Annotated in this window: 18 protein-coding genes and 2 pseudogenes; 10 read left to right on the top strand and 10 right to left on the bottom strand. The window is 67.8% G+C overall.

The window, feature by feature from the left end:
* Nucleotides 1-25 precede the first annotated feature (25 nt).
* From QZT59_RS02695 to QZT59_RS02710, 5 genes are all read right to left on the bottom strand, one after another.
* The gene (locus QZT59_RS02695; protein WP_290810978.1) at nt 26-160 is read right to left on the bottom strand and encodes a hypothetical protein; all 135 of its coding nucleotides are present in this window, start codon (nt 158-160) and stop codon (nt 26-28) included.
* A gap of 866 nt (nt 161-1,026) precedes the next feature.
* Nucleotides 1,027-1,131 carry a PGF-CTERM sorting domain-containing protein gene (locus tag QZT59_RS02700; RefSeq protein ID WP_290810981.1) on the bottom strand — a complete coding sequence of 35 codons (105 nt, stop codon included), beginning with the start codon at nt 1,129-1,131 and terminating at the stop codon, nt 1,027-1,029.
* A gap of 13 nt (nt 1,132-1,144) precedes the next feature.
* The gene (locus QZT59_RS19130) at nt 1,145-1,981 is read right to left on the bottom strand and encodes a S8 family serine peptidase (RefSeq protein WP_343195723.1); all 837 of its coding nucleotides are present in this window, start codon (nt 1,979-1,981) and stop codon (nt 1,145-1,147) included.
* A gap of 3 nt (nt 1,982-1,984) precedes the next feature.
* Nucleotides 1,985-2,464, bottom strand: coding sequence for a hypothetical protein (locus tag QZT59_RS19135; protein ID WP_343195722.1), 480 nt, complete (start codon nt 2,462-2,464; stop codon nt 1,985-1,987).
* A 328-nt stretch (nt 2,465-2,792) separates the two neighbouring features.
* Nucleotides 2,793-3,536 carry a DNA polymerase sliding clamp gene (locus QZT59_RS02710; protein ID WP_290810983.1) on the bottom strand — a complete coding sequence of 248 codons (744 nt, stop codon included), beginning with the start codon at nt 3,534-3,536 and terminating at the stop codon, nt 2,793-2,795.
* A 181-nt stretch (nt 3,537-3,717) separates the two neighbouring features.
* On the opposite strand from QZT59_RS02710, the pseudogene QZT59_RS02715 reads away from it, so the two are divergent.
* Both QZT59_RS02715 and QZT59_RS02720 read left to right on the top strand, forming a co-directional pair.
* Nucleotides 3,718-4,233, top strand: a pseudogene (locus tag QZT59_RS02715) (hypothetical protein); the annotation flags it as partial.
* Nucleotides 4,234-4,514: 281 nt separating this feature from the next.
* Nucleotides 4,515-5,795 (top strand): hypothetical protein, encoded by a 1,281-nt coding sequence (locus tag QZT59_RS02720; protein ID WP_290810986.1) that lies wholly within the window; start codon nt 4,515-4,517, stop codon nt 5,793-5,795.
* A gap of 1,094 nt (nt 5,796-6,889) precedes the next feature.
* On the opposite strand, the gene QZT59_RS02725 is transcribed toward QZT59_RS02720, so the two are convergent.
* From QZT59_RS02725 to QZT59_RS02745, 5 genes and pseudogenes are all read right to left on the bottom strand, one after another.
* Nucleotides 6,890-7,744 (bottom strand): alpha/beta fold hydrolase, encoded by an 855-nt coding sequence (locus tag QZT59_RS02725; RefSeq protein ID WP_290810989.1) that lies wholly within the window; start codon nt 7,742-7,744, stop codon nt 6,890-6,892.
* Nucleotides 7,745-7,980: 236 nt separating this feature from the next.
* Complete coding sequence (locus QZT59_RS02730) at nt 7,981-8,385, bottom strand: DoxX family protein (RefSeq protein ID WP_290810992.1); 405 nt, start codon at nt 8,383-8,385, stop codon at nt 7,981-7,983.
* Nucleotides 8,386-8,420: 35 nt separating this feature from the next.
* Nucleotides 8,421-8,930 (bottom strand): annotated as a pseudogene (locus QZT59_RS02735) (sialidase); the annotation flags it as partial.
* Between the two features lie 209 nt (nt 8,931-9,139).
* Nucleotides 9,140-11,560, bottom strand: a complete 2,421-nt coding sequence (locus tag QZT59_RS02740; protein ID WP_290810997.1) for a PAS domain S-box protein — start codon at nt 11,558-11,560, stop codon at nt 9,140-9,142.
* 472 nt (nt 11,561-12,032) lie between these two features.
* Nucleotides 12,033-12,707: a helix-turn-helix domain-containing protein gene (locus QZT59_RS02745; RefSeq protein ID WP_290810999.1), complete on the bottom strand. Its 675-nt coding sequence runs from the start codon at nt 12,705-12,707 to the stop codon at nt 12,033-12,035.
* Between the two features lie 180 nt (nt 12,708-12,887).
* Between QZT59_RS02745 and QZT59_RS02750 the strand changes: the two genes are divergently transcribed.
* From QZT59_RS02750 to QZT59_RS02785, 8 genes are all read left to right on the top strand, one after another.
* Complete coding sequence (locus QZT59_RS02750; RefSeq protein ID WP_290811002.1) at nt 12,888-13,112, top strand: DUF2249 domain-containing protein; 225 nt, start codon at nt 12,888-12,890, stop codon at nt 13,110-13,112.
* Between the two features lie 129 nt (nt 13,113-13,241).
* Nucleotides 13,242-13,475, top strand: a complete 234-nt coding sequence (locus QZT59_RS02755) for a DUF2249 domain-containing protein (RefSeq protein ID WP_290811005.1) — start codon at nt 13,242-13,244, stop codon at nt 13,473-13,475.
* Between the two features lie 322 nt (nt 13,476-13,797).
* Nucleotides 13,798-14,061, top strand: coding sequence for a DUF2249 domain-containing protein (locus QZT59_RS02760; protein WP_290811008.1), 264 nt, complete (start codon nt 13,798-13,800; stop codon nt 14,059-14,061).
* A 62-nt stretch (nt 14,062-14,123) separates the two neighbouring features.
* Nucleotides 14,124-15,656 carry a heme o synthase gene (locus QZT59_RS02765; RefSeq protein ID WP_290811010.1) on the top strand — a complete coding sequence of 511 codons (1,533 nt, stop codon included), beginning with the start codon at nt 14,124-14,126 and terminating at the stop codon, nt 15,654-15,656.
* Between the two features lie 376 nt (nt 15,657-16,032).
* On the top strand, nt 16,033-17,142 hold the full coding sequence (gene nirK / locus QZT59_RS02770) for a copper-containing nitrite reductase (protein WP_290811013.1): 1,110 nt from the start codon (nt 16,033-16,035) through the stop codon (nt 17,140-17,142).
* A 62-nt stretch (nt 17,143-17,204) separates the two neighbouring features.
* Nucleotides 17,205-17,774 carry a halocyanin gene (locus QZT59_RS02775; RefSeq protein ID WP_290811016.1) on the top strand — a complete coding sequence of 190 codons (570 nt, stop codon included), beginning with the start codon at nt 17,205-17,207 and terminating at the stop codon, nt 17,772-17,774.
* 285 nt (nt 17,775-18,059) lie between these two features.
* The gene (locus QZT59_RS02780) at nt 18,060-18,635 is read left to right on the top strand and encodes a halocyanin (RefSeq protein ID WP_290811019.1); all 576 of its coding nucleotides are present in this window, start codon (nt 18,060-18,062) and stop codon (nt 18,633-18,635) included.
* A gap of 480 nt (nt 18,636-19,115) precedes the next feature.
* Nucleotides 19,116-19,893: SCO family protein (locus QZT59_RS02785; protein WP_290811022.1), on the top strand; the 778-nt coding region annotated here is incomplete at its 3' end.

Below are 19,893 nucleotides of genomic sequence, written 5' to 3' on the forward strand. Positions count from 1 at the left end.
CGTCCTCCGTCGAGACGCCGCACACCTACACGTACGGACAGGGGCCGTCGCCGGTCGGAACCACGCGCTCGAGCTCGACGTCCGCCTCGGGGATCTCCGCGAACGCCCGCCCGAAGGGGAACGACTCGCCCGGGATCGAGAACTCGACCGCGGTCACCATACCGACGGACGTCCACGAGGGCTCACAAAAACCCAGCGACCGGTAACGGTTCGGTGATCGGAATCGGCGGGAGTGGTCGATAACGGACGATCCACGATCGATTGCGCGCCGACGGGCGGGCAATTCGATTTCGAACGCGCACGGTCCCGTCACCCCGTTACAGGTCTTTGACCTCGTCCGGCGTGAGCGGGCAGCCGCACGGGACCGCGTTATGGATCCGCGGGCCGAGCGCGTGGACGTCCGTGATGGGGCGGCCACACCGCGGGCAGCGCGGGAAGGCGGGCTCGCGGGACGCGACACCCCGTCTTCGCTATCGGTCCGCTCTCCGGCGGCTTCGCGGCGAGTGTCGGTGAGACTCCGTTCATCCGCGTGCGACCGCTATACGTCGGGGACGGTCGTCGCGCGTCGACGGACTGACTCCGCGCAATTTCGCGCGCCTCGGCGGCGACTATCCGAGCGGACGCGTCGCTCGTCGTCAAGCGTGCGAGGGCAATTGCCGACGATGCGTGCAGGACGTTTATTTCGATTAAGTGTGTTTCGAACCATGGCTTCGGAAACCCTCATAGGGTTCGGAAGTCACGTCTCGGGTGTGGTCACACCCGGGGCATTTGCGCGCCCGCTCCGGCGACCCGGAGGAAGTGGCTTCCGTGCTGATGGTCACGTTAGTTGAACCTATCCCTGTCGGATACGTAACGGAAATAACGGAAGTTCGGGGCGTCAGTCCCCGGTACGGCCCCAGATGCACGTCGAACAGGGTGATCGGGACAGCACGCGCTCAGCGGAAGATAGGGGCGGAAAATGACCCGCAACCGCGAATCGCAGGCCGCGAACCGACCGGAATCGCCTCGACGGCGACCGGTCGGCGGTTACACCCGTCGGCGGGCCGCGAGCAACGCGACCGACAGCCCGACGAGCGCCGCGACGGCGCCGAAGCCGGGCCGTCCGTCGTCTTCCTCCTCTCCGGCCGTCACGCTGCCGGCGGGTTCAGTCGTCGACGCGTTCGCAGGCGTTCTTCGCGTTGATCCGCCCGGCGCCCGTGTCGGAATCGCTCTGGCCGTCGACGCCCTCGCAACCGGCTTTGACGGCCTGTTCGACCTGCCGGGCGTTGGCGTCCGGCGCGAGCTCGCGGACGAGGGCGACGGTGCCGGCCACCTGCGGCGCGGCCATCGACGTGCCGGCGAGCCACGCGTACTCGCCGCCAGGGATCGTCGACAACACGAGGTTCAGCGGGTACGGCCACGCGACCTCGGCGGGATCCTCTTCGAGCGTTTTTTCGAGCGTCTCGTAGCCGCCGCCGGGCGCCCCGACGTCGATCTCGTTAGTCCCGTAGTTCGAGTAGAAGACGCGCTCATCGTTCGGCCCCGTGGCGCTCACGCTGAGCGCGCCAGCGGTGCTGTTCGGGACCGTAAAGTAGCCGCCCTGTTGCAGGTTGGCGTCGGAGTTCCCGGCGCTGGCGACGACGGCGGTGCCCTCCCTGCTCGCGTACTGGATCACTCGCTCGTAGGCGACGCGGATGCCCGCCGCGTTGAGCTGTGGGTCGAGCGGCGGCGTCCCGAGGCTCATGTTCGCGGCGTCGGCGTCGATCGCTGCCGCCGCCGTGATCGCGGCGAGGATGTCGGCCGTCGTCGTCGTGAGGACGACCTCGCCGTCGATTTCCTCGAACCAGAACACCTTCAGCGACACGAGTTCCGCGTCGGGGGCGGTGCCGATCACGCCCACGTCACCGGTCGCGGCGGCGGTCCCGGCGACGTGGGTGCCGTGGTAGTGTTCGTCCCACGGGTGGTCGTCGATCGGGTCCCCGGAGCTGAACAGCGCGCTCAGCCCCTAGTTGACGTTCGCAGCGAGGTCGGGATGCGTTGGATCGATGCCGGTGTCCAGAACGGCGATCCGGGCGCCGGCACCCGTCGCGAGCTCGTGGGCCGGCGCGCAGTCGGTGACGTGCTTGTCCCATTGTATATCCCAGAAGGCCGGCTTCCCCCGATCGGCTTCGCCCGCATCGAACTCCTCGAGTTCGGGCCCTTCGAGTCCGAACCTCGCGTTCCGCGCGACCTGCTGGACGCCGGAAACTGATTCGAGGGCCTCGCGGTCGCCCCCAGCACCGACGACCTGCAGCACGTCGCCGCGGCCGAGTTCTCGGCGTACCTCGAACCCCGCGCGCTCGACGCGGTCCGCGACGCCGGTGTCGTCCGTCGTGACGATGAACTGCGCCGCTTCACCCTCGGTCGCGCCGACGTATCCCGCGAACGTCAGTGAGACGCCCGCCGCACCGATGCCGCTGAGTATGGACCGCCTGTTGAGTTCCATGATATCACGGACCCGAATAGGGTCTGTTAAGAACGATTATGTTACCATATATAAATTTTCTATGTGTTCTTTCTCGACGGTCGATCCGTTGTGCCCCGGAAACCGACGCCTCACATCCACGACCGGGTCGAGAGAGGTCCGCGGCCCGCGATCGGGGCGGCGCGGCGGATCGGCGTACCGATCCCGTTCCCGAGCACCCGCAGATCGGAACAACGGTACCCCCTGGAGAATTCGGTCCACCGCGTCGTCGTAGTTTCGCGTTCGCGCTCGAAGAAGAGCCGACGAAGTGAGCGGCCGAAATCCGACGACCGCACCGGCGGCGCCCCCGTCAGTCGCTCTGGATCCGCGGCGCCAGCATGTACGTCACTTGTCCCTGCCCCTCCGCGAAGCCGAAGTAGATCTTGATCGGGAACTCCTCGCCCAGGTCGAGCGTGACCTCGGCGTCGCCCGGGATGGCCTTGTTCATGTCCTTCAGATAGTCGAGGCTGAACAGCGAGTGGGCCGGACCGACCTGGAGGTCGATCAGATCATCGCGGGTGAGCTCCAGGTGGACGTCGTCGGTGTCGCCCTCCGCGTCGACGTAGAAGAACTCCTCGCCCTCGTCGACGCCGAGCGCGATGTGGTCGGAGACCATGTCGGCGGCCTTCACGGAGCGGTTGACGTCCTTGCCCTCGAGGACGACCCGGGCGGGCAGGTCGAGGTCCGGGATGTCGGGTTCTTGCCTGATCGAGTCGGGGTCGATCAGCGCGAGGGTGTACTCGAGGCCCTCGATCTGGGTGTGCAGTTTGCGGGTCTCCTCGTCGAGTTCGAGCTGGACGAGCTGGCCGGTCTCGGCCATGCTCGCGATGTCTTCGAGCCGGGAGAGGTCGACGCCGATGAGCCCGCCGTCGGCCTCGTAGGACTCGAACGCCGACGCGTCGAGCGAAAGGTCGACCATCCCCACGTTCGCCGGGTCCACGGCCCGGATCTGGAGGCCGTCCTCCTCGAGGTGGATCTTGCACTCGTCGACCAGCACGCTCACCGAGTCGAGCGCGCTGGAGAGCGTTCCCGCGTCCACGATGGCCTTGAACATATGGGACGGGGTACGAAGGGTCGGCATAAAAAGCCAACCGTTACGGTTTCGCGAGTCGGATCCGCACCGACCCGCGCGGCCGCGAAGTCGCCGCGACCGCCGCGAATCGTCGCGGGGACGGGTCGGGCCGCGAACACGTTCGGCGGGACCTAGAGGGACCGTCCGGCGCTATCCCCGCGTGATGAACCCCTTCTCGGCCTTCCGCTCGGGCGAGGACGCGGACGACCGTTTCGACGGCTGGGACGCCTTCGACCCGGAACACCAGCCCCCGCCGGGACCGTTCCTCGCGGGCCACGACGTCCTCGAGGGAGTCGCCCACGCCGCGTTCCACCGGCTGAGCCGCGACCTGTTCGAGGAGCGCGGCGTCTACGACGCGACGTTCGGCTACAACCTGACCAAGCTCAACCTCGACCGGCGACACCCGGACGCCGGGTTCCGCTACGCGGTCGACGCCGACGACCCCGACGTCCTGCGGGCGGAGTTTACCCCCACGACCGAGTTCTGCCCGCAGGCGGACTCGCTCGTCGCGGGGGCGTTCCGCGCGTGGAACGGCCTCGGCGATCGCCACGAGTTCGACGACGTCCGCGTGCGCGTTCACCCCTCCCACCACCGGGCCGAGGCCCTCGACGAGCGCATGGCTCGCGCCGAGCGGCGGTTCCGCGAGACCGGGGCGGTCGCGGTCGGCGAGACGCGCTCGGAGCGGCCGGCCCGGCGGTTCGGACGGGACGCGGTGACGGAGCCGAACTCGGCGGCGAAACCTGACCCGGCGGCCGACCCAGCGGCCGAACCGGACGCGACAGTCGACGCCACGCCGGAACGGGACTCGGCGACGGAACGGGACGCGTCGACGGAACGGAACTCGGCGGCCGACGTCTCCGTGCAACGAGACGCGTCGACGGATCGGGACTCGTGACCGACGCCGCGACGCGGGCGCGCTCGAACGAAAGGATGACGGACCGAGAGCGGAGATAGCCGACGATGACCTCGGCGACGGTGACCCGGTGGTCGCGCGCGTTCGTCGTCGTCGGCGTCGCCTGGTTCGTCTGCTGGAACGGCGCCGTCGTCGCGGGCTTCGACCGGTCCGCGACGGTCGTCCTCGGCCTCCAGGGATTCGTCTTCTCGGTCGTCTTCGGGAAAGCCTACTCGCTGGTGCCGACCTACTTCGACCGCGAGCTCGCGTTCCCGAACGCCGCCGGCGCCCACCTCCTGCTGGCGACCCTCGGGACCGGCGCGCTGTTCGTCGACGCGGTCGGCGGCGGCGGCCCGCCGATGGAGATCGTCGGCGCCACCGCCTGGATCGGGGTCGTCGGCGCCACCGCCTGGTTCGCGGGCGTCTGCGTCTTCGTCGGGACGCTGGGCTGGACCGTCCGCGACAACCTCACCGGCCGCGAGACCGCCACGGGCGAGATCAACCGCCACCGTCGCCGGATCGATCGCGCGGCCAACGCGGTCGTGCCCGTCGTCATGGCGTACCTGCTGGCGGGCGCGGCGCTCCCCGCCCTCGACGCGCTGGGCTCCTCGCCGGGACTCCTCGCCCTCGACGCCCTGGGCACCTCGCCGGGACTCCTCGCCCTCGACGCCCTGGGCACCTCGTCGGCGCTCGTCGCGCCCGGCCCCGCGGCGACCCACGTCCTCGCGGCGGGGACCGCGACGCTGCTCGTCTTCGGGATCGGGTTCCGGCTGCTCCCGCGCTTTTTCGTCTCGACGCCCCGGCCGTGGCTGGTCGCCGTCGTCCTCCCCGCGGGGGCGCTCGCCCCCGCCCTGCTGGCCGTCGACTTCCAGGGTGGACGGCTCTTCGCCGCGGGCGCGACGCTCCAGGCGGTCGCGATCGTCGGCTTCGCGATCGCCGTCGCGGACATGTATCGTCGAACCGACCGGGCCAGGATCGGCTTCCACGGCGTGCTGGCGGGCGCCGTCCTCGGCGTCGTCGCGGTCGCGCTCGGCTGGGGCGCCGGCGTCGCCGACCTCGATCCGATCGTCCTCGACGCCCACTACCGGCTCGCGGTCGGGGGCTTCCTCGGACTGACGATCGTCGGCGTCACCTACCAGTTCTACCCGCCCGCGATCGGGACGGCGCCCGGCGTCGACGACCGAACCGCGCTCGCCTCGATGGTCCTGCTCGCGGTCGGGCTGACGATCGAGGCGGTCGGGATCGCGACCGACGCGGGATCGATCGCCGGCGTCGGCGCCGCGATCGCGCTCGCGGGCGCGGTCGTCTACGCGTGGATCCTGTACGCGCTGTTCTGGCAGCGACGGTGAGGCGGTCCGGATCTACGGCCGTTCCGTGCTCGATCCGGACGACGTGCGACCACCGGGCTTCCGACTGCGCGGGTCAGGGCTGACGGGCCCGTCGGCGAGTATTTCGTTCAGGCAACGTAGTGCCCCCCGAATTGTTGATTGATAGCACGTGTCGCTCTCGAACTGGCGCGGGGAAGCCACCCAGCGACGAATTCCCGCGCCCACCCAACACCGACTGGCGATCGTGCATTCCGGCCGTCCCGCGCCGCATCCGCGCGACGGTTGCGCGTCGATCGACAGCGGACGGCACGGCGGGTCGCGGTTCCTTCGACGGAGGAGGCGTTCCCCATCGCAGTGCCTGCGGAAATCGATCCGGAGATGGTTCGAAGTAATTGGCCACCCTCATTTCCGGACGGGACGGCTACTTCCCGATAACGGCAGCCTCAGGGCCTGAGAGGCCCCGTTATCGTTTACCGACGAGCGGTCGAGGCGTCAACTGGCACGGGATTGGTGTCGGTCCCGTGCCCGACCGTACGGCCATCGATCGAGGAGGTTCCGTCGGTTCGGACGACGGCCCCTGATCGGGGCCGTTTCTGCCATTTCAGTACTGACGCTTGAAGACCCCTACCGCCCCGGATATCGCGACGAGCCGGAGGTGATGCGGTCCCACCGGCCCTGACCAATCCCCCAGGGATGGGCGGCGGTCCACCGGGGTCACCGATCAGACGTCGGAATCGGTGTTGATGTCGCCCGGACGATCACCGCCGAGGACTCACCGTCCGTGCCAATCACCTACACGGGCGAGCGTAAGGCGATCGCGCCGTGGCAGGGCCGTCGCTGTGCGGCTCACGGTCGTAGATCGAACTCGAACGGGCGGAAAACCGCGCGGCGTTGGAACCCAGCGCTGATACCATACCGGTGCGCTCGCGATTCGGGTCGGTGCAGGGACGTGGTGGGTTAAAATCAGCGTGTTTGTGGGATCCCGCCGGGTCGCGGGTTCGGCCCCGTTGAAATGAGCAAGAAGTAACGAGATTTGGACGGCGTGGTGCATACAGGGCGCGAATGTCGCACGAATTCGAGGTCACTCCCGAGCGGAGATGCCTCAACGTTAGGGTCTAGTCTACGTCACTGATGAATGACAGCACCTCGTCCGTGAAGCGGTCCGGTGCGACGATGCTTGCGGCGTGTCCGCGTCCCTCGAAGGGCGCGAGCCGACTGTTCGGCAGCGTGTCGTGGAGTTTCTCGGCCGTCTCTGTGAGCCACCCGCTCTCACTTCCGACGGGAAGTAACGTCGGCGTAGAGAGGGCTTCGAACGTCGCGAGATCCCACTCGTACTCTTCGGCCGCTTTTAACCCAGGCAGGAGTGTTTGATGGAACGTATCCACCTGCGCGTCCCATATCGGTGCCGAGCGAAGCTCGTCGAGTTCGTCCGACGCGAGTTGGGCGACCTCGTCGAGGAAGAACGTTAGCGCCTGCTCGTTCTGCCCCGCGTCTAACAACGCCATCAGCTCTTCGCCCGCCTCCTCCATGAGGGCTACAGCCTCGTCGTCGGAGGGGATGCCGGGCTCGAAGAGGATCAAGCTGCGTAGATTGTCGATTCGCGGGGCCGCACCCAGTGCAAAGTTGGCCCCTGCGGAATGACCGAGCAAGTGTACCGGGTCGTCGATCGACTCGACGACCGCGACCACGTCGTCGAACTGCGCTTCCACGCCGTACTCGTCGGGGGACTCGCTGTCGCCGTGATGCCGTCGATCCACGGCGTAGACCGTGGTCCGTTCCGCGAACGTGGAACGGACGTCGCCGAGTTCCCAGATCGCGCGATCGAAAATGGCCCCGTGGACGAGGACGAGCGGCGGACCGCTTCCCGACCGCTCGTACGCAATTTCGGTCCCGTCTGCGGACGTAACTGTCCCCAGCTCTTTCTCCCCGTCCGGTTCCGTTGCTTTAGCCATGTGGTCGCTCACCCACATTTGCCTATGTGAGTCAGTCACATAGCGGCAATGGGTGACGAATTTTCACAGGTCGACCGGAACCCGGTCGGCGATTGACATGCACGTGCAGCGACCGGGTGATTCACCGTTTTCGGTGCGAAGCGAACGACGTCGCCGTGCTGCATCCGTGCTCTGAATCGGTCATCGGGATAACGACACATCCGTGATCTACCACGTCGTAGCGTAGGAGGGCCGACGCTAATCCCTATCGTCGGTCACGACTGGTCGTCGTCCGTAGCGGCTTCGTCGAGGAGCACCAACGCGGCGCCGAGCAGCGCGACGTTCTTCTGGAAGTCGATCTCGTTCGCCTGCCGTTCTTTCCCCTCCATCGCCCAGAAGTCGTGTATGGCCGGCGTCGTGCTCAGGAAGAACGCGACGAGCGCGCCGGCTGAGGCACGAGGGTACTTCCAGAGGAGGATGCCGAGGTTGGCCACGAGGAGCATCCCCGTCGCGAACGGGACCATCGCCTCCGGCGTCGGAACGCCGCTCTCGCGTGCGATCTCGACGCGCTTCTCGTTGTTCCGGAAGCCGTCGATGGCCGTGATGGCGAAGACGCCGCTGTACAGGAGCCGGCCGAGCGCCGACGGCGGGCCCGAGTTCGAAGTTGTCGTATCGGTCATGTGGAGTGCAGTGGTGGGGAATCGTCGATCGCTGTTCAGATGGCTTCGATGCGGCTGACGTTGGCGTCGACGCGGCCTGCCGTGTGATACTCGCCCTCTTCGTCGCGGCGCACGATTCGCCCCTCGACGTCGTCGCGTTGGTCCGGGACGTCGAACAACCCGGACCCACAGATGACCTCGCCGTCGTAGGTCTCCCAGGTTTCGATGACCTCGTGGGGTTCGCCGGGATAGGAGACTCGCTCCCAGTCGCGGCCGAAGGTGCTCGACTCGAACAGCGCGGTCGCGTGCTCGTCGTTCACCCAGGCGGGCGGGGCTTCCTCGCCGCCGGAGAAGAACACCCGACCCTCGTGGACGAACACCCGTCGGATGTAGGAGAAATCGTTGCCCCGGTCGATGCGGTTCCAGGAGTCGCCGCCGTCGACCGTCCGCCAGAGGCCACCCTCGCCGACGGCGTGGCCGAGTCCCAGGTTCTCCAAGTTGTGGTCGAGATAGCCCGTCGTCGCCGGCCAGACGTCCTCGGAGACGGGGAGTGTCTTGTGGATGTCAGGTCCACTCGCACGTTCCGTAGCACGGCTGGTTCAGTGGAGAGGACCCGGAATAAACGCGGTTGCCGTGTTGGATCCGTCCGCTGTAACGAGCACGTCGATTCTGGCAGCACTGTGGTATTTCCGCGCGTCGCTGCAAGAGACAGGCCGCATATCTCGCAAAAAGGTGAACCCTGACCGGAACGCCTGAACCGGCCAGTATCGTGAATTCACGTCTCGTCACCGCTTACGGCGGGGAGCACAAACGAAAAGGTAGCGCCCTCGCCCGGCTCGGACTCGACCCGGATGTCGCCACCGTGGCGCTCGACGATGCGCTTACAGAGCGCGAGGCCGATCCCCGTTCCCGAGTGCTCGTCCTGCGCGTGCAGGCTCTGGAATACCTCGAAGACGCGCTCGCTGTCGTCCGGGTCGATGCCGATCCCCTCGTCGGTGACCGAGACGATTACCTCGGAACCGTTCCGCACAGCCGAAATATCCACCCGTGGCGGGTCGTCGTCGCTGTACTCGATCGCGTTAGCAAGCAGGTTCTGGAATACCTGGCGTAACTGCCCTGGGTCACCCTCGACACGAGGCAGCGACTCGGCCGTGATCGCGGCCTCGTGCTCTTCGATTTTCATCTTGAGGTCCTGGCGAACATCCGCGAGAACGGCGTCCAGATCGATCGGCTCGAAGGGGTCGCCGCGCCGTTCGACCCGCGAATACTCGAGCAATCCCTCGATCATGTCGCGCATCCGGTCGGCGCCGTCGACGGCGAAGTCGATGAACTCCGCACCGTCCTCGTCGAACTCGTCCGCGTAGCGGCGCTCGATCAACTGGAGATAGCTCGTGACCATCCGCAGGGGCTCTTGCAGGTCGTGTGAGGCAGCGTAGGCGAACTGTTCGAGACGCTCGTTGGATTCCTCGAGTCGCCGCTCGAACCGCTTGCGCTCGGTGATATCGGCCAGGGCGCCGGGGAACGACACCGGAGTACCGTCCTCGTCGTACTCGACGTGACCGCGCGCGACGACCCAGCGGAGTTCGTCGTCGGCGTCCCAAACGCGGTACTCTTCTTCGTACTCCTCCCCCGATTCGATGGCGTCCTCGATTTTTCGTTCGACCCGCTCGCGATCGTCCCCGTGGATGGCCGCGATGAACTGGTCGAGCGAGACGCCCTCGGTGGCCGCGTCGGGGTCGATCCCGTACTTCTTGGCGAAGGAAGCGCTGGTAACCATCTGGTCGTCGGGAATGTGCCACTCCCACGTCCCGACAGCGCCGGCCTCGGCCGCCGCCTCCAGTCGTTCTTTGGTATCCTCGAGATAGCGCTCGCGTTCGACCCGCTCGGTGACGTCGTTCGCCGCTCCTAACCATCGAGTGATTTCCCCGTCCTCGTCCAGGAGCGGTGTTGCACGCGAGACGATCCAGGCTACCGTGCCGTCTTCACGAACGACTCGGTGTTCCAGTTCGAAGCTGCTTTTCGTGCGAATGGCGTCGTCGATGGCGTCCTGAACCCGCGGCCGGTCTTCGGGAGGGACGTATTGTTCGACCCACGACGAGCGTTGCTCATCGGTGTCGGAAAGGAAATCTGCCCCCTCTAAATTGTGCATCTCACTCCAATCCGCGTTTGTACTGAACACCACGTCCGACGTGGTGGTGACCAACGCGCGAAATCGTTCTTCGCTCTCGCGCAGCTGTTCGTAGGCCTCTCGTTTTGCCTCCTGCAGCAACTCCTGTCCACGCAGTACGATGTTCGATGCGAGCTGTGAATCCGCCGTGTCTGGATCCCGTAGCAGCTCCTGCTCGCCGTCTTCCTGGAGTTCCTGGACGATCGGCGTGATGTCCTCGACGTTGTGAACGATGTAGTCGAGTTCGCCGGTCGCGTCAAACACCGGCGAATTGATCGGATTCCACCAGCGTTCCTCGAACTCGTCGCCGTCGGACTCGCGATCGGGGATCGGATAGTGCGTCACCGACATGGTGTCCGCTTCCCCAGTCTCCGTGACGCTCTCGAGCGACTCGCGCAGGTTCTCGACGCCATCGGCCGGATCGTCGGGGTTGTTCGGAAAGATCTCGAACAACGTCTTCCCCATGATCTCCGCCCGCTCGGTCATCGTCGCGTCCAGATATGCATCGCTCACGGCCACGATTTCGTAGTCCTCGGGCTGGACGATGAGATAGTTGCCGGGCACGTTCTCGAACAGTCGACGAAAGGTCGCTTCGGTGGCTTCCGTTTCCGCCCGTCTGCGTTCGCCAATTTCACGAACGATTCCGAGCGTTCCGTGCGCGGTATCACCCGCGTCGAGCACGCTCACCCGCACTTCGCAGCGAATCTGTTCCCCCTCGGCGGTCTCCACGGTGAGATCGAGTAACTCGCTTCGCTCGGAGGCGTTCGCTCGGAGACGGTCGATCTCGTGTTCGATCGTCCCACTGTCGTCACCGAAGAGCACGGACACGTGCTCGCCGAGCAGTTCCTCACGCGTGTACCCGGTTATCTCGACGATAGCGTCGTTGACCGAGACGAGGCGGTCTTCGGCGTCGAGTCGATAGATCCCGTCGTCGATCGTATCGACGAGGGTGCGATAGCGCTGGAGGGCCTCGGCGTCGTCCGCTACTCCCCAGAACGCTGTCTCAGAAGCCCCGGCCCGTTCGCTCATATACACGTTGAGACCGTCGGCTCGAATAAGTTCCTTGCCTAGACCGCTCCCCGTCTTGTCCGGAGATCAGCGATCGAGCAGTACCACAGCGATGGCCGTGTCGCCACGTCGCCGTAATTCTTCGGTCGAACGGTTTGCATGCCGAAAGCCCCCGTTTCAGTGACAACCGAATCTCTGTACTAATCGATCACTGCTCCTCACAAGTGCAGCCCAGCCTCGTGCTACGTTCACCCGCGATATTCGCAAGCGTAACGTGACGGACGTCGGACCGATCGAAACCCGATTCGCTTCCCGGTACCCGAACCGAACGGTGGCGACGCCGGACCTCTCGTCCATCGAGACGTGCGACCGGGCCGGTGCGAGACGTGCGACCGGGCCGGTGCGAGACGACCGTCGACCGCATATCGCGGCCCGACGAAACCGCGCTCGTGACGCGAACGGGTCGAGGGATACCGAGCGCGTCGCGAACGCGCTAATCCGTCGCCAGCTGTGCTTCGAGGTGGGGGTCCTCGGTCACGTCGGGGAGGTCGGCGACGAAGCGTTTGATGATGGCCTCCTCCGCCCGGTGGAGCGTCTCGCTGCAGGTGGACTTCGCGATGTCGAGGTGCTCGGCGAGTTCGGTCAGCGTGCACCGCCGGGGCGTGTCGTAGTAGCCCTGCTCGACGGCCGCGAGGACGACCTCGCGCTGGCGCTCGGAGAGCACCTGGCTCTCGTGAAGGCGCTCGCGGACGTGCTCGACCCGGTAGCGCAGCCCGAAGGCCTGCAGCTGCTCGGCGAGTTCCGAGAGCCGCTCGCGCGAGCCGGTGACCTCGAGGGTCGCCTCGCCGTCGGTGATCTCGACCGGGAGCTCGATCGGCATGCCGGACTCCCGCGAGGAGAACATGATGAGCGGCGCCGTCGTCTCGAAGTGGACGGTGGCCTCGCCCTCGGTCCACTGAGCGGGCGTCAGCTCCGTGATCTGGTCGTGTTCGGCCATCGCCTCGACGACGGATTCGACGTGCGGGCCGGTGATCCGAACGAGCGCGAACCCGGACTCGCGGCCGGGAACGGCCGCCAGAACCCGGAACGTCGCCTCCGGGTGCGCCCGGGAAACCTGCGAGATCCACACTCGTTCGGGAAGCGTCACCGCGAGCGTCGCGTGTGCCATACGAACGGGTTCGGGACGACGGGGTATCGTCGTGGTGCCGAACATGTGCGAGGTAGTGTGAGGAAGTTGTCTTTTCCCGACGCCGAAGCGGGCCGCGACGGACGCCTCGAACCGGGCCGCCCGACCCTCCGAACCGGTTCGCCTGAACGCCCAACTCGACGGCCGGCGAACTCCCGGCCGATGTCCACACACGACACCGACCGCGTGCTCGACGTCCGGAAGGTAGACGGCCCGCCGTTCGACGACATCATGGCCGCCCTCGACGACCTCCCGGCCGGCGAGCGCCTGACCCTGATCGCCCCCTTCGAACCCGCGCCCCTCTACGACGTCCTCGACCGACGCGGCTTCGACCACGAAACCACCGACGACGACGGTCTGTTCGCCGTCCGCATCGAGCGGGACTGAGTCGGCGTCCGCCGCCCGGATCGACGACCGGCGGGTCCGTCGAATCCACCGCCGGTCCGCCCGGCGAGCCTATCCGCCGAACGGATTCGGCCCAAGGGGGATGGACCGCGGGCCCCGACGTCCGATCGCATGACCGAACTCGACGTCCGAGACATTCCGCCGGTAGACCGCCACCCGACCATCCACGACGCCTTCGACGAGCTCGAGGCGGGCGAGGCGCTCACGATCGTCAACGACCACGAGCCCAAGCCCCTCTTCTACGAGTTCCAGGCCGAGGTGGAAACCTTCGACGCCGACGGCTACGAGGTCGAGAGGGTCGAGGACGGCAAGTTCGTCGCGACGTTCCCGAAGACGGAGGCGTAGTCACGCGCGCGGTCCGCACCGCCCCGACGCACGTTCGTACCCGACGCACGTTTTTGACGGCCGCATCCGCCGAGCCGTCCTCATCCTCCCAGCGGTCCCCACCGTCCGAGCCGTCCCATCCTCCCAGCGGTCCCCACCGTCCGAGCCGTCCCCATCGTCAGAGTCGTCCCCGTCGTCCGAGCCGTCCCCATCGTCCCAACCACCCCGTCTTGCGGGCGGCCCGTCCGCAACGGGGCTCCGCGAGCCCGATTCCCGCACCCCGAGAAACCGTCCGAATCGGTTCGGGACGAGGCATAGGCGGTGCCGGGAGCAATCGCCGCCTATGCAGTCGACCGACGCGGTCGTCGACCGGACCGACGCGCCGAGCGACCGCCCGCGGGAGGTGCTCGACGTTCGTTCGCTCGGTCCGCCCGAGCCCCTGAAAACCACCCTGGAGCGGCTGGCGGAGCTGCCGGAGGAGACCGTCCTGGTCCAGCGAAACGACCGGGTCCCGCAGTTCCTCTTCCCGAAGCTGGACGACCGCGGCTACGCCCGCGAGACCCTCGAGCTCGACGACGAGGTCGTGACCGTCATCTGGCGAACCTGACCGACGACGGCGCCGCCGCGGACGGGGCGGCCGTCCGCGTTCGGCCACCACCCACCCACACCATGATCCCACACATCGATCGCACGCGGTTCGCGGTACTGCTCGTCGCCGCGACCGTCGCGACGTACCTCCTCATCGCCCTCGGCACGGCCGTCTCGACGACGGGCAGCGCCGGGAGCTGCACCACCTGGCCCAGTTGCGAGAGCGGCTGGGCGCTCGGCCCCGTCACCGGCGACGCGCTGCTCTTCTGGAGTCACCGCGCGGCGGCGCTCGTCGCCGGCGTCCTCCTCGTCGCGACCGCGTTCGCCGCCCGACGGCTCGACGTCGACGGCTACACGCGCGCGGGTATCGCGACCGCGCTCGTCCTCTACCCGATCCAGGTCGGCGTGGGCGCGGCGCTCGTCGTCCGCGAGTCGGCGCTGGCGGGCACCGTTCACCTCGCGCTGGCGATGGTGATCTTCGCCGCCCTGCTCGTCCCCCTCGTCCGCAACCTGGAGGTCCTGACCGACGAGCGGCAGGCCATCGACGCCGGGGGTGCGAGGGCGCCCGATCCAGCGCCGGTCGGGGCGGATGCGGGCCCCGAGTCCGCCACGGCGGACCCGGTCGATGTCGAGTCCGCGACGGGATCCCTCCCGTCGGACCCCGTCGACGCCGACGGCGCCCCCGAGCCCGCGGACGAACCCGAACCGATCGAGCGCCCCGACGGCCGAGCGGCTCGCCTCCGCCAGACCGCCGGCGCCTACCTCGCGCTCACCAAACCGCGCCTGATGTGGCTGCTCTGTCTCGTCGCGCTCGCCGGGATCGGACTGGCGACGGTCACCGGGGCGACGGTCAGTCTCGGGACAGTCGTCGCGACGCTGCTGGGCGGCGTGCTCGCCATCGGCGCCAGCGGCACCTTCAACCACGTCTACGAGCGCGATCGCGACCGGAAGATGCAGCGGACGTCGGACCGGCCGCTGGTCCACCAGCTCGTCCCCGTCCGGAACGCGGTCGCCTTCGGCGCCGGGCTCGTCGCCGCCAGCGCCGCCGTCATGCTCGTCTGGGTCAACGTCCTCGCGACGGTACTGACGATGGCCGCGATCGCCTACTACGTCCTGCTGTACACCGTCCTCCTGAAGCCGACCACGTCCTGGAACACCGTCCTCGGCGGCGGGGCGGGAGCGCTGCCCGCGCTGATCGGCTGGGCGGCCGTCACCGGCGACGTCGGCCTGCCCGCGATCGCGCTCGCGGCCGTGATCTTCCTCTGGACGCCCGCGCACTTCTACAGCCTCGCGATCGCCTACAAGGACGATTACGCCCGCGGGGGCTTCCCGATGTTCCCCGTCGTCGCCGGAGAACGGCGGGCCCGCCGGCACATCGTCGGCTACCTGGGCGCGACCCTGCTGGCCGCCAGCTTCCTCGGGTGGGTCGCCGGTCTCGGCTGGTTCTACGCGCTGGTTTCGGTCGTCCTCGGGGTCGTCTTCCTCCGATCGGTGGTGCGCCAGTACCTCGAGCCGACGACCGAGCGCGCCCTGCGGTCGTTCTACGTCTCGAACTACTACCTCGGCGCGATCCTCGTGGCGATCGTCGTCGAGACGGGGCTCGCCGCGGTCTGACGGGGTCCTTCTCGACCGAAGCCGACCGAGTCCAGCTCGCACCCTGGCGAGGACGCCGCTCTCGAATCGAGGTGACGACGCCGCTCTCGTACCGAGGTGACTGCGCACGACTCGCCGTGCGGTGGGGAAACCACACGCCGCTCCCGGCCGTCGGCGCATCCTCGCGGGCCCGTACCGACCGAAGCCGTCGACCGCGGGTTCGGGCCGGGTTCGGACGCGACCGAACGCCTGATATCACGTAAGTGAGGGGACGGCGTATATGAGGGGTCTTTATGTGTTTTATATACTTCGGGCCGAACACCATCGAAGGATTCCCAACCGCGCGGAATCGCCTCTACTTTTGAACAAGTGTGGGCCACTACCCCTACATGTAACAATGAAGCAATCCACGTACGACCGGCGAAAGTTCATGGCGGCGGTGGGCGCGACCGGTGCCGTTGCGGTCGCCGGCTGCGTCGGTGGGAGCGGCGAGGAGAACGGCGAGGAGAACGGAAGCGACGCCGGAAGCGCCGACGAGGGCCTCCCGGCGGCGGAGACCCCGGACGTCGACACCATCGCGGCCGATCCGACCGACGTCCCCGACCCCGTCGACTGGAACGAACCGCGCACCCACGAGTGGCGCATCCAGACCGAAGAACACGTCGCGGAGATCGAACCCGGCGTCACCACCACCTTCATGACGTTCGAGGGACAGATCCCCGGTCCGCTGTACCGCTGCCGGGTCGGCGACACCGTCCGCCTCGAGTTCGACGTCCCCGAAGAGTACAACGCCGACGTCCACAACATCGACTTCCACGCGGTATACGGCCCCGGCGGCGGCGCGGTCGACACCACCATCGCCCCCGGCGAGGACACCGAGGTCATCGAGTTCCAGACCAAGTACCCCGGCGCGCACATCTACCACTGCGCGCCCGGTAACCACGACCAGCACATCAGCCTGGGGATGTTCGGCACCATCCTCGTCGAACCCGAGGACGGCCTCCCCGAGGTCGACCGCGAGTTCTACTTCGGCCAGCACGAGCTCTACCTCAACGGCGACACCGGCGAGGAAGGTCACCACACCTTCGACTTCGACGAGGCCGCCACGGAGGACCCGACGTACGTCCTCTTCAACGGCGAAGTCGGCCGCTTCACCGAGGACGGCGAGTACGGCCCGTTGACGGCGGAAGTCGGCGAGACCGTCCGGGTGTTCTGGTGCAACGGCGGCCCTAACCTGACCTCGGGTCCGCACCCGATCGGCAACGTCTGGAGCACGTGGTACCGCGACGGCGACGTCCTCTCGGAACCCGCCCAGTACATCGAGGGCACCGCCCAGGCCGCCGGCACCACCGCCTTCGGCACCATGGACATGGAGGTCCCCGGCCCGATCTTCCTGGTCGACCACGCGCTCAGCCGGGTCACCCAGAAGGGGCTGATGGCCACCATCAACGTCGAGGGCGAGCCCCAGCCGGACATCTTCAACCCCGACCCCGACGACGAGGAATAGCGCGGTAACCGACCGGTCGTCGGCCTCGCACCGGGCCGACGCCACTCCACCACGCCCACACCGTGACACCCCTCACCCGACGCCGCGCGATCGCCCTCGGCGCCTCCGGCGGGCTCGTCGCCGCGGCCGGCTGCGTCAACACGCTCGAGCAGTTGGGCGAGGACGACCACGACGGCGACGGTTCCCCCGGTGCGCCGGCGGAGGAGGTCGTCGTGGCCGTCACCGACATGCCCAACCCCAGCTTCGAGGCCACGATCGTCCACGTCGAGCCCGGCGGCACCGTCAGGTGGGACGTCGAGGGCCGACGCCACACCGTCACCGCCTACCACCCCGACACCTACGGGCCGCTGCGCTGTCCCGAGGACGCCGAGCCCTTCGACAGCGGGCTGCTTCGCTCCGATCGCGAGTTCGAGTGGACGTTCGAGGAGGAGGGCGTCTACGACTACGTCGACACGCGAACGCTGTGTGCGACCCACGAGGCGCTGGGCGCCGTCGGCCGCGTCGTCGTCGGCTGGCCCGATCCCGACGAGGAGCCCGCGTGCACCCACGACGAGACCGAACTCGACGGCCGGGCGACGACGGTCATGCGGGAGGCCAACGAGGAGACCCGGGCTGCGCTCGAGGAGCGCTGACCCGGTCGGCGCGGATCCGTCTTCCACCGATATCCCCGATTCGAGACGGGCCGGACCAGCGGTGCGAGCCGGGCGGGGTTCGGACGACGGCGGCGATCGTCCGTTAGACGAGACCCGGACGGCGGCGATCGTCCGTTCGATCGAGTGCGTGCGTCGCGCCGCCGAGCCCGTCCGCCACCGTTCCCGTTCCTCGGGAACCGCAGACCGGCTTTAGCGTCGTGAACGCGTATCACCGGTTGGAGACGAACGACTCCCCCGATCACCGCGCGCGCCGACACACCCACCATGACTCACCTCACCCGACGAAACGCGATCGCCCTCGGCGCGAGCGGCTGCCTCGCCGCCGTCGCCGGCTGCCTCGGCGCGTTCGAGGAACTGGGCGGCGACGACGCGGACGGCGACGGCACGCTCGGCGACCCGGCGAACGAGGTCGAGGTGCGAGTCACCGACATGCCCAACCCGAGCTTCGAGCCGGCGATCGTTCACGTCCACCCCGGCGGCACCGTCCGGTGGCTCGTCGAGGGGCGGCGCCACACCGTCACGTCCTACCACCCCGACACCTACGGCCCGCAACGCTGGCCGGACGGCGCCGAGACGTTCCACAGCGGCCTGCTCCGGTCCGATCGCGAGTTCGAGTGGACCTTCGAGGAGGAGGGCGTCTACGACTACGTCGACACCCGCGCGCTCTGTGCGACCCACGAGGCCCTCGGCGCCGTCGGTCGCGTCGTCGTCGGCTGGCCCGACCCCGAGGGCCAGCCCGCCCTCGAACACGACGTGACGGAACTGCAGGGCCGAGCCACGACCATCATGCGCGAGCTGAACGAGGAGACGCGGGCCGTACTCGCGGACGGGGCGGATTGAGAGGGGTGACGTAGCCGCAATCGGGCCCACGGGGCTGGCGCAGCCGCAATCGGGCCCAAGGAGCTGACGCCGCCGCAATCGGAGTCGGTGGGGCTGACGCAGCCGCGATCGGAGACGATGGGGCCGACGGCCGCCAACCGGCGAGTCGGGGGCAACCCGGCCCGTCGAGTTCTCGTCCCGCGAATCGAGCTCGTCGCACGGGACGAGACGGGAGCGTTCGCGATCGATGGATCGAAACCGCGAGCGACGGCCCGGGACGGAGAACCGTGGCCACGGCGATCCGGTCGCCGAACCGGCACCCTCGACTTTCGAAGCTGAAGTATCCGAGGTGTTGATTTCGATGATTGAAAGTCCAGCTAACCAGAGTAGTAGCGGCATTCCCGAAATTTCGTCCGTCGAACCCGTTCGCGGCCGTTCCCGGCGCTTGGGAACCGAAGACCTGCTTTTGCACCGAAGGCGCCCACCTTCAATTGAAGACAGATGACTCCAACCGACCCCCTCCACCGACGAACGTACCTCGGCGCCGTCGGCGCCGCCGGGCTCGGCCTCTCCGCGGGCTGCCTCGACGCGCTCGACCGCGACGACGACCCCACGGACAACGTCGTCCTCGACCGGCCGGACCAGTACGAGCTGCTCCGGGAAGCGCGGGACAACGGCGACATTCCGTACCCGATCCACGGCGATCCGCTCCCCGACGTCGCCGCCCCCTGCACCATCCGGGACGAGGAGGTCGCGACCGGGGACTTCGAGAGCGACCGCCACACGATGTACACGTTCATCTTCGTCCGCTGTCACGCCGCCTGCCCCGGGCTCGTCTCCGGCCTCCGGCACGTCCAGGCCGACGCGACGGACGAAGGGTACGCGGACGACGTCGGCCTCGTGACGGTGACATTCGATCCCGAGCACGACACGCCCGAGGTGCTGGAGGAGTACGGCGAGGACATGGGCGTCGAGTACGACGCCGACAACTGGTACTTCCTCCGGCCCGAGACCGAAGACGACGCCCGACACTACGTCGAAGGCGAGTTCGGCTGCTACTTCGAGCGGGATCCGCGCTTCGACGAGGACGAGCACGGCCACGACGACGATGGTCACGACGACGGCGACCACGACGACGATGGTCACGACGACGGCGACCACGACGATGATGGCCACGACGACGACGATGGTCACGACGACGGCGACCACGACGACGATGGTCACGACGACGGCGACCACGACGATGATGGCCACGACGACGACGATGGTCACGACGACG

The organism is Halovivax sp. (genome assembly GCA_007119345.1).
GTDB lineage: Archaea > Halobacteriota > Halobacteria > Halobacteriales > Natrialbaceae > Halovivax.

Coding starts and splice junctions, on each gene's coding strand:
- QZT59_RS02745 (WP_290810999.1), bottom strand. CDS start 12,707: ATGGCACACGCGACGCTCGCGGTGACGCTTCCCGAACGAGTGTGGATC.
- nirK (WP_290811013.1), top strand. CDS start 16,033: ATGAAGCAATCCACGTACGACCGGCGAAAGTTCATGGCGGCGGTGGGC.
- QZT59_RS02695 (WP_290810978.1), bottom strand. CDS start 160: ATGGTGACCGCGGTCGAGTTCTCGATCCCGGGCGAGTCGTTCCCCTTC.
- QZT59_RS02755 (WP_290811005.1), top strand. CDS start 13,242: ATGACCGAACTCGACGTCCGAGACATTCCGCCGGTAGACCGCCACCCG.
- QZT59_RS02760 (WP_290811008.1), top strand. CDS start 13,798: ATGCAGTCGACCGACGCGGTCGTCGACCGGACCGACGCGCCGAGCGAC.
- QZT59_RS02725 (WP_290810989.1), bottom strand. CDS start 7,744: ATGTGGGTGAGCGACCACATGGCTAAAGCAACGGAACCGGACGGGGAG.
- QZT59_RS02710 (WP_290810983.1), bottom strand. CDS start 3,536: ATGTTCAAGGCCATCGTGGACGCGGGAACGCTCTCCAGCGCGCTCGAC.
- QZT59_RS02750 (WP_290811002.1), top strand. CDS start 12,888: ATGTCCACACACGACACCGACCGCGTGCTCGACGTCCGGAAGGTAGAC.
- QZT59_RS02730 (WP_290810992.1), bottom strand. CDS start 8,385: ATGACCGATACGACAACTTCGAACTCGGGCCCGCCGTCGGCGCTCGGC.
- QZT59_RS19135 (WP_343195722.1), bottom strand. CDS start 2,464: ATGGAACTCAACAGGCGGTCCATACTCAGCGGCATCGGTGCGGCGGGC.
- QZT59_RS02780 (WP_290811019.1), top strand. CDS start 18,060: ATGACTCACCTCACCCGACGAAACGCGATCGCCCTCGGCGCGAGCGGC.
- QZT59_RS02765 (WP_290811010.1), top strand. CDS start 14,124: ATGATCCCACACATCGATCGCACGCGGTTCGCGGTACTGCTCGTCGCC.
- QZT59_RS02740 (WP_290810997.1), bottom strand. CDS start 11,560: ATGAGCGAACGGGCCGGGGCTTCTGAGACAGCGTTCTGGGGAGTAGCG.
- QZT59_RS02720 (WP_290810986.1), top strand. CDS start 4,515: ATGACCTCGGCGACGGTGACCCGGTGGTCGCGCGCGTTCGTCGTCGTC.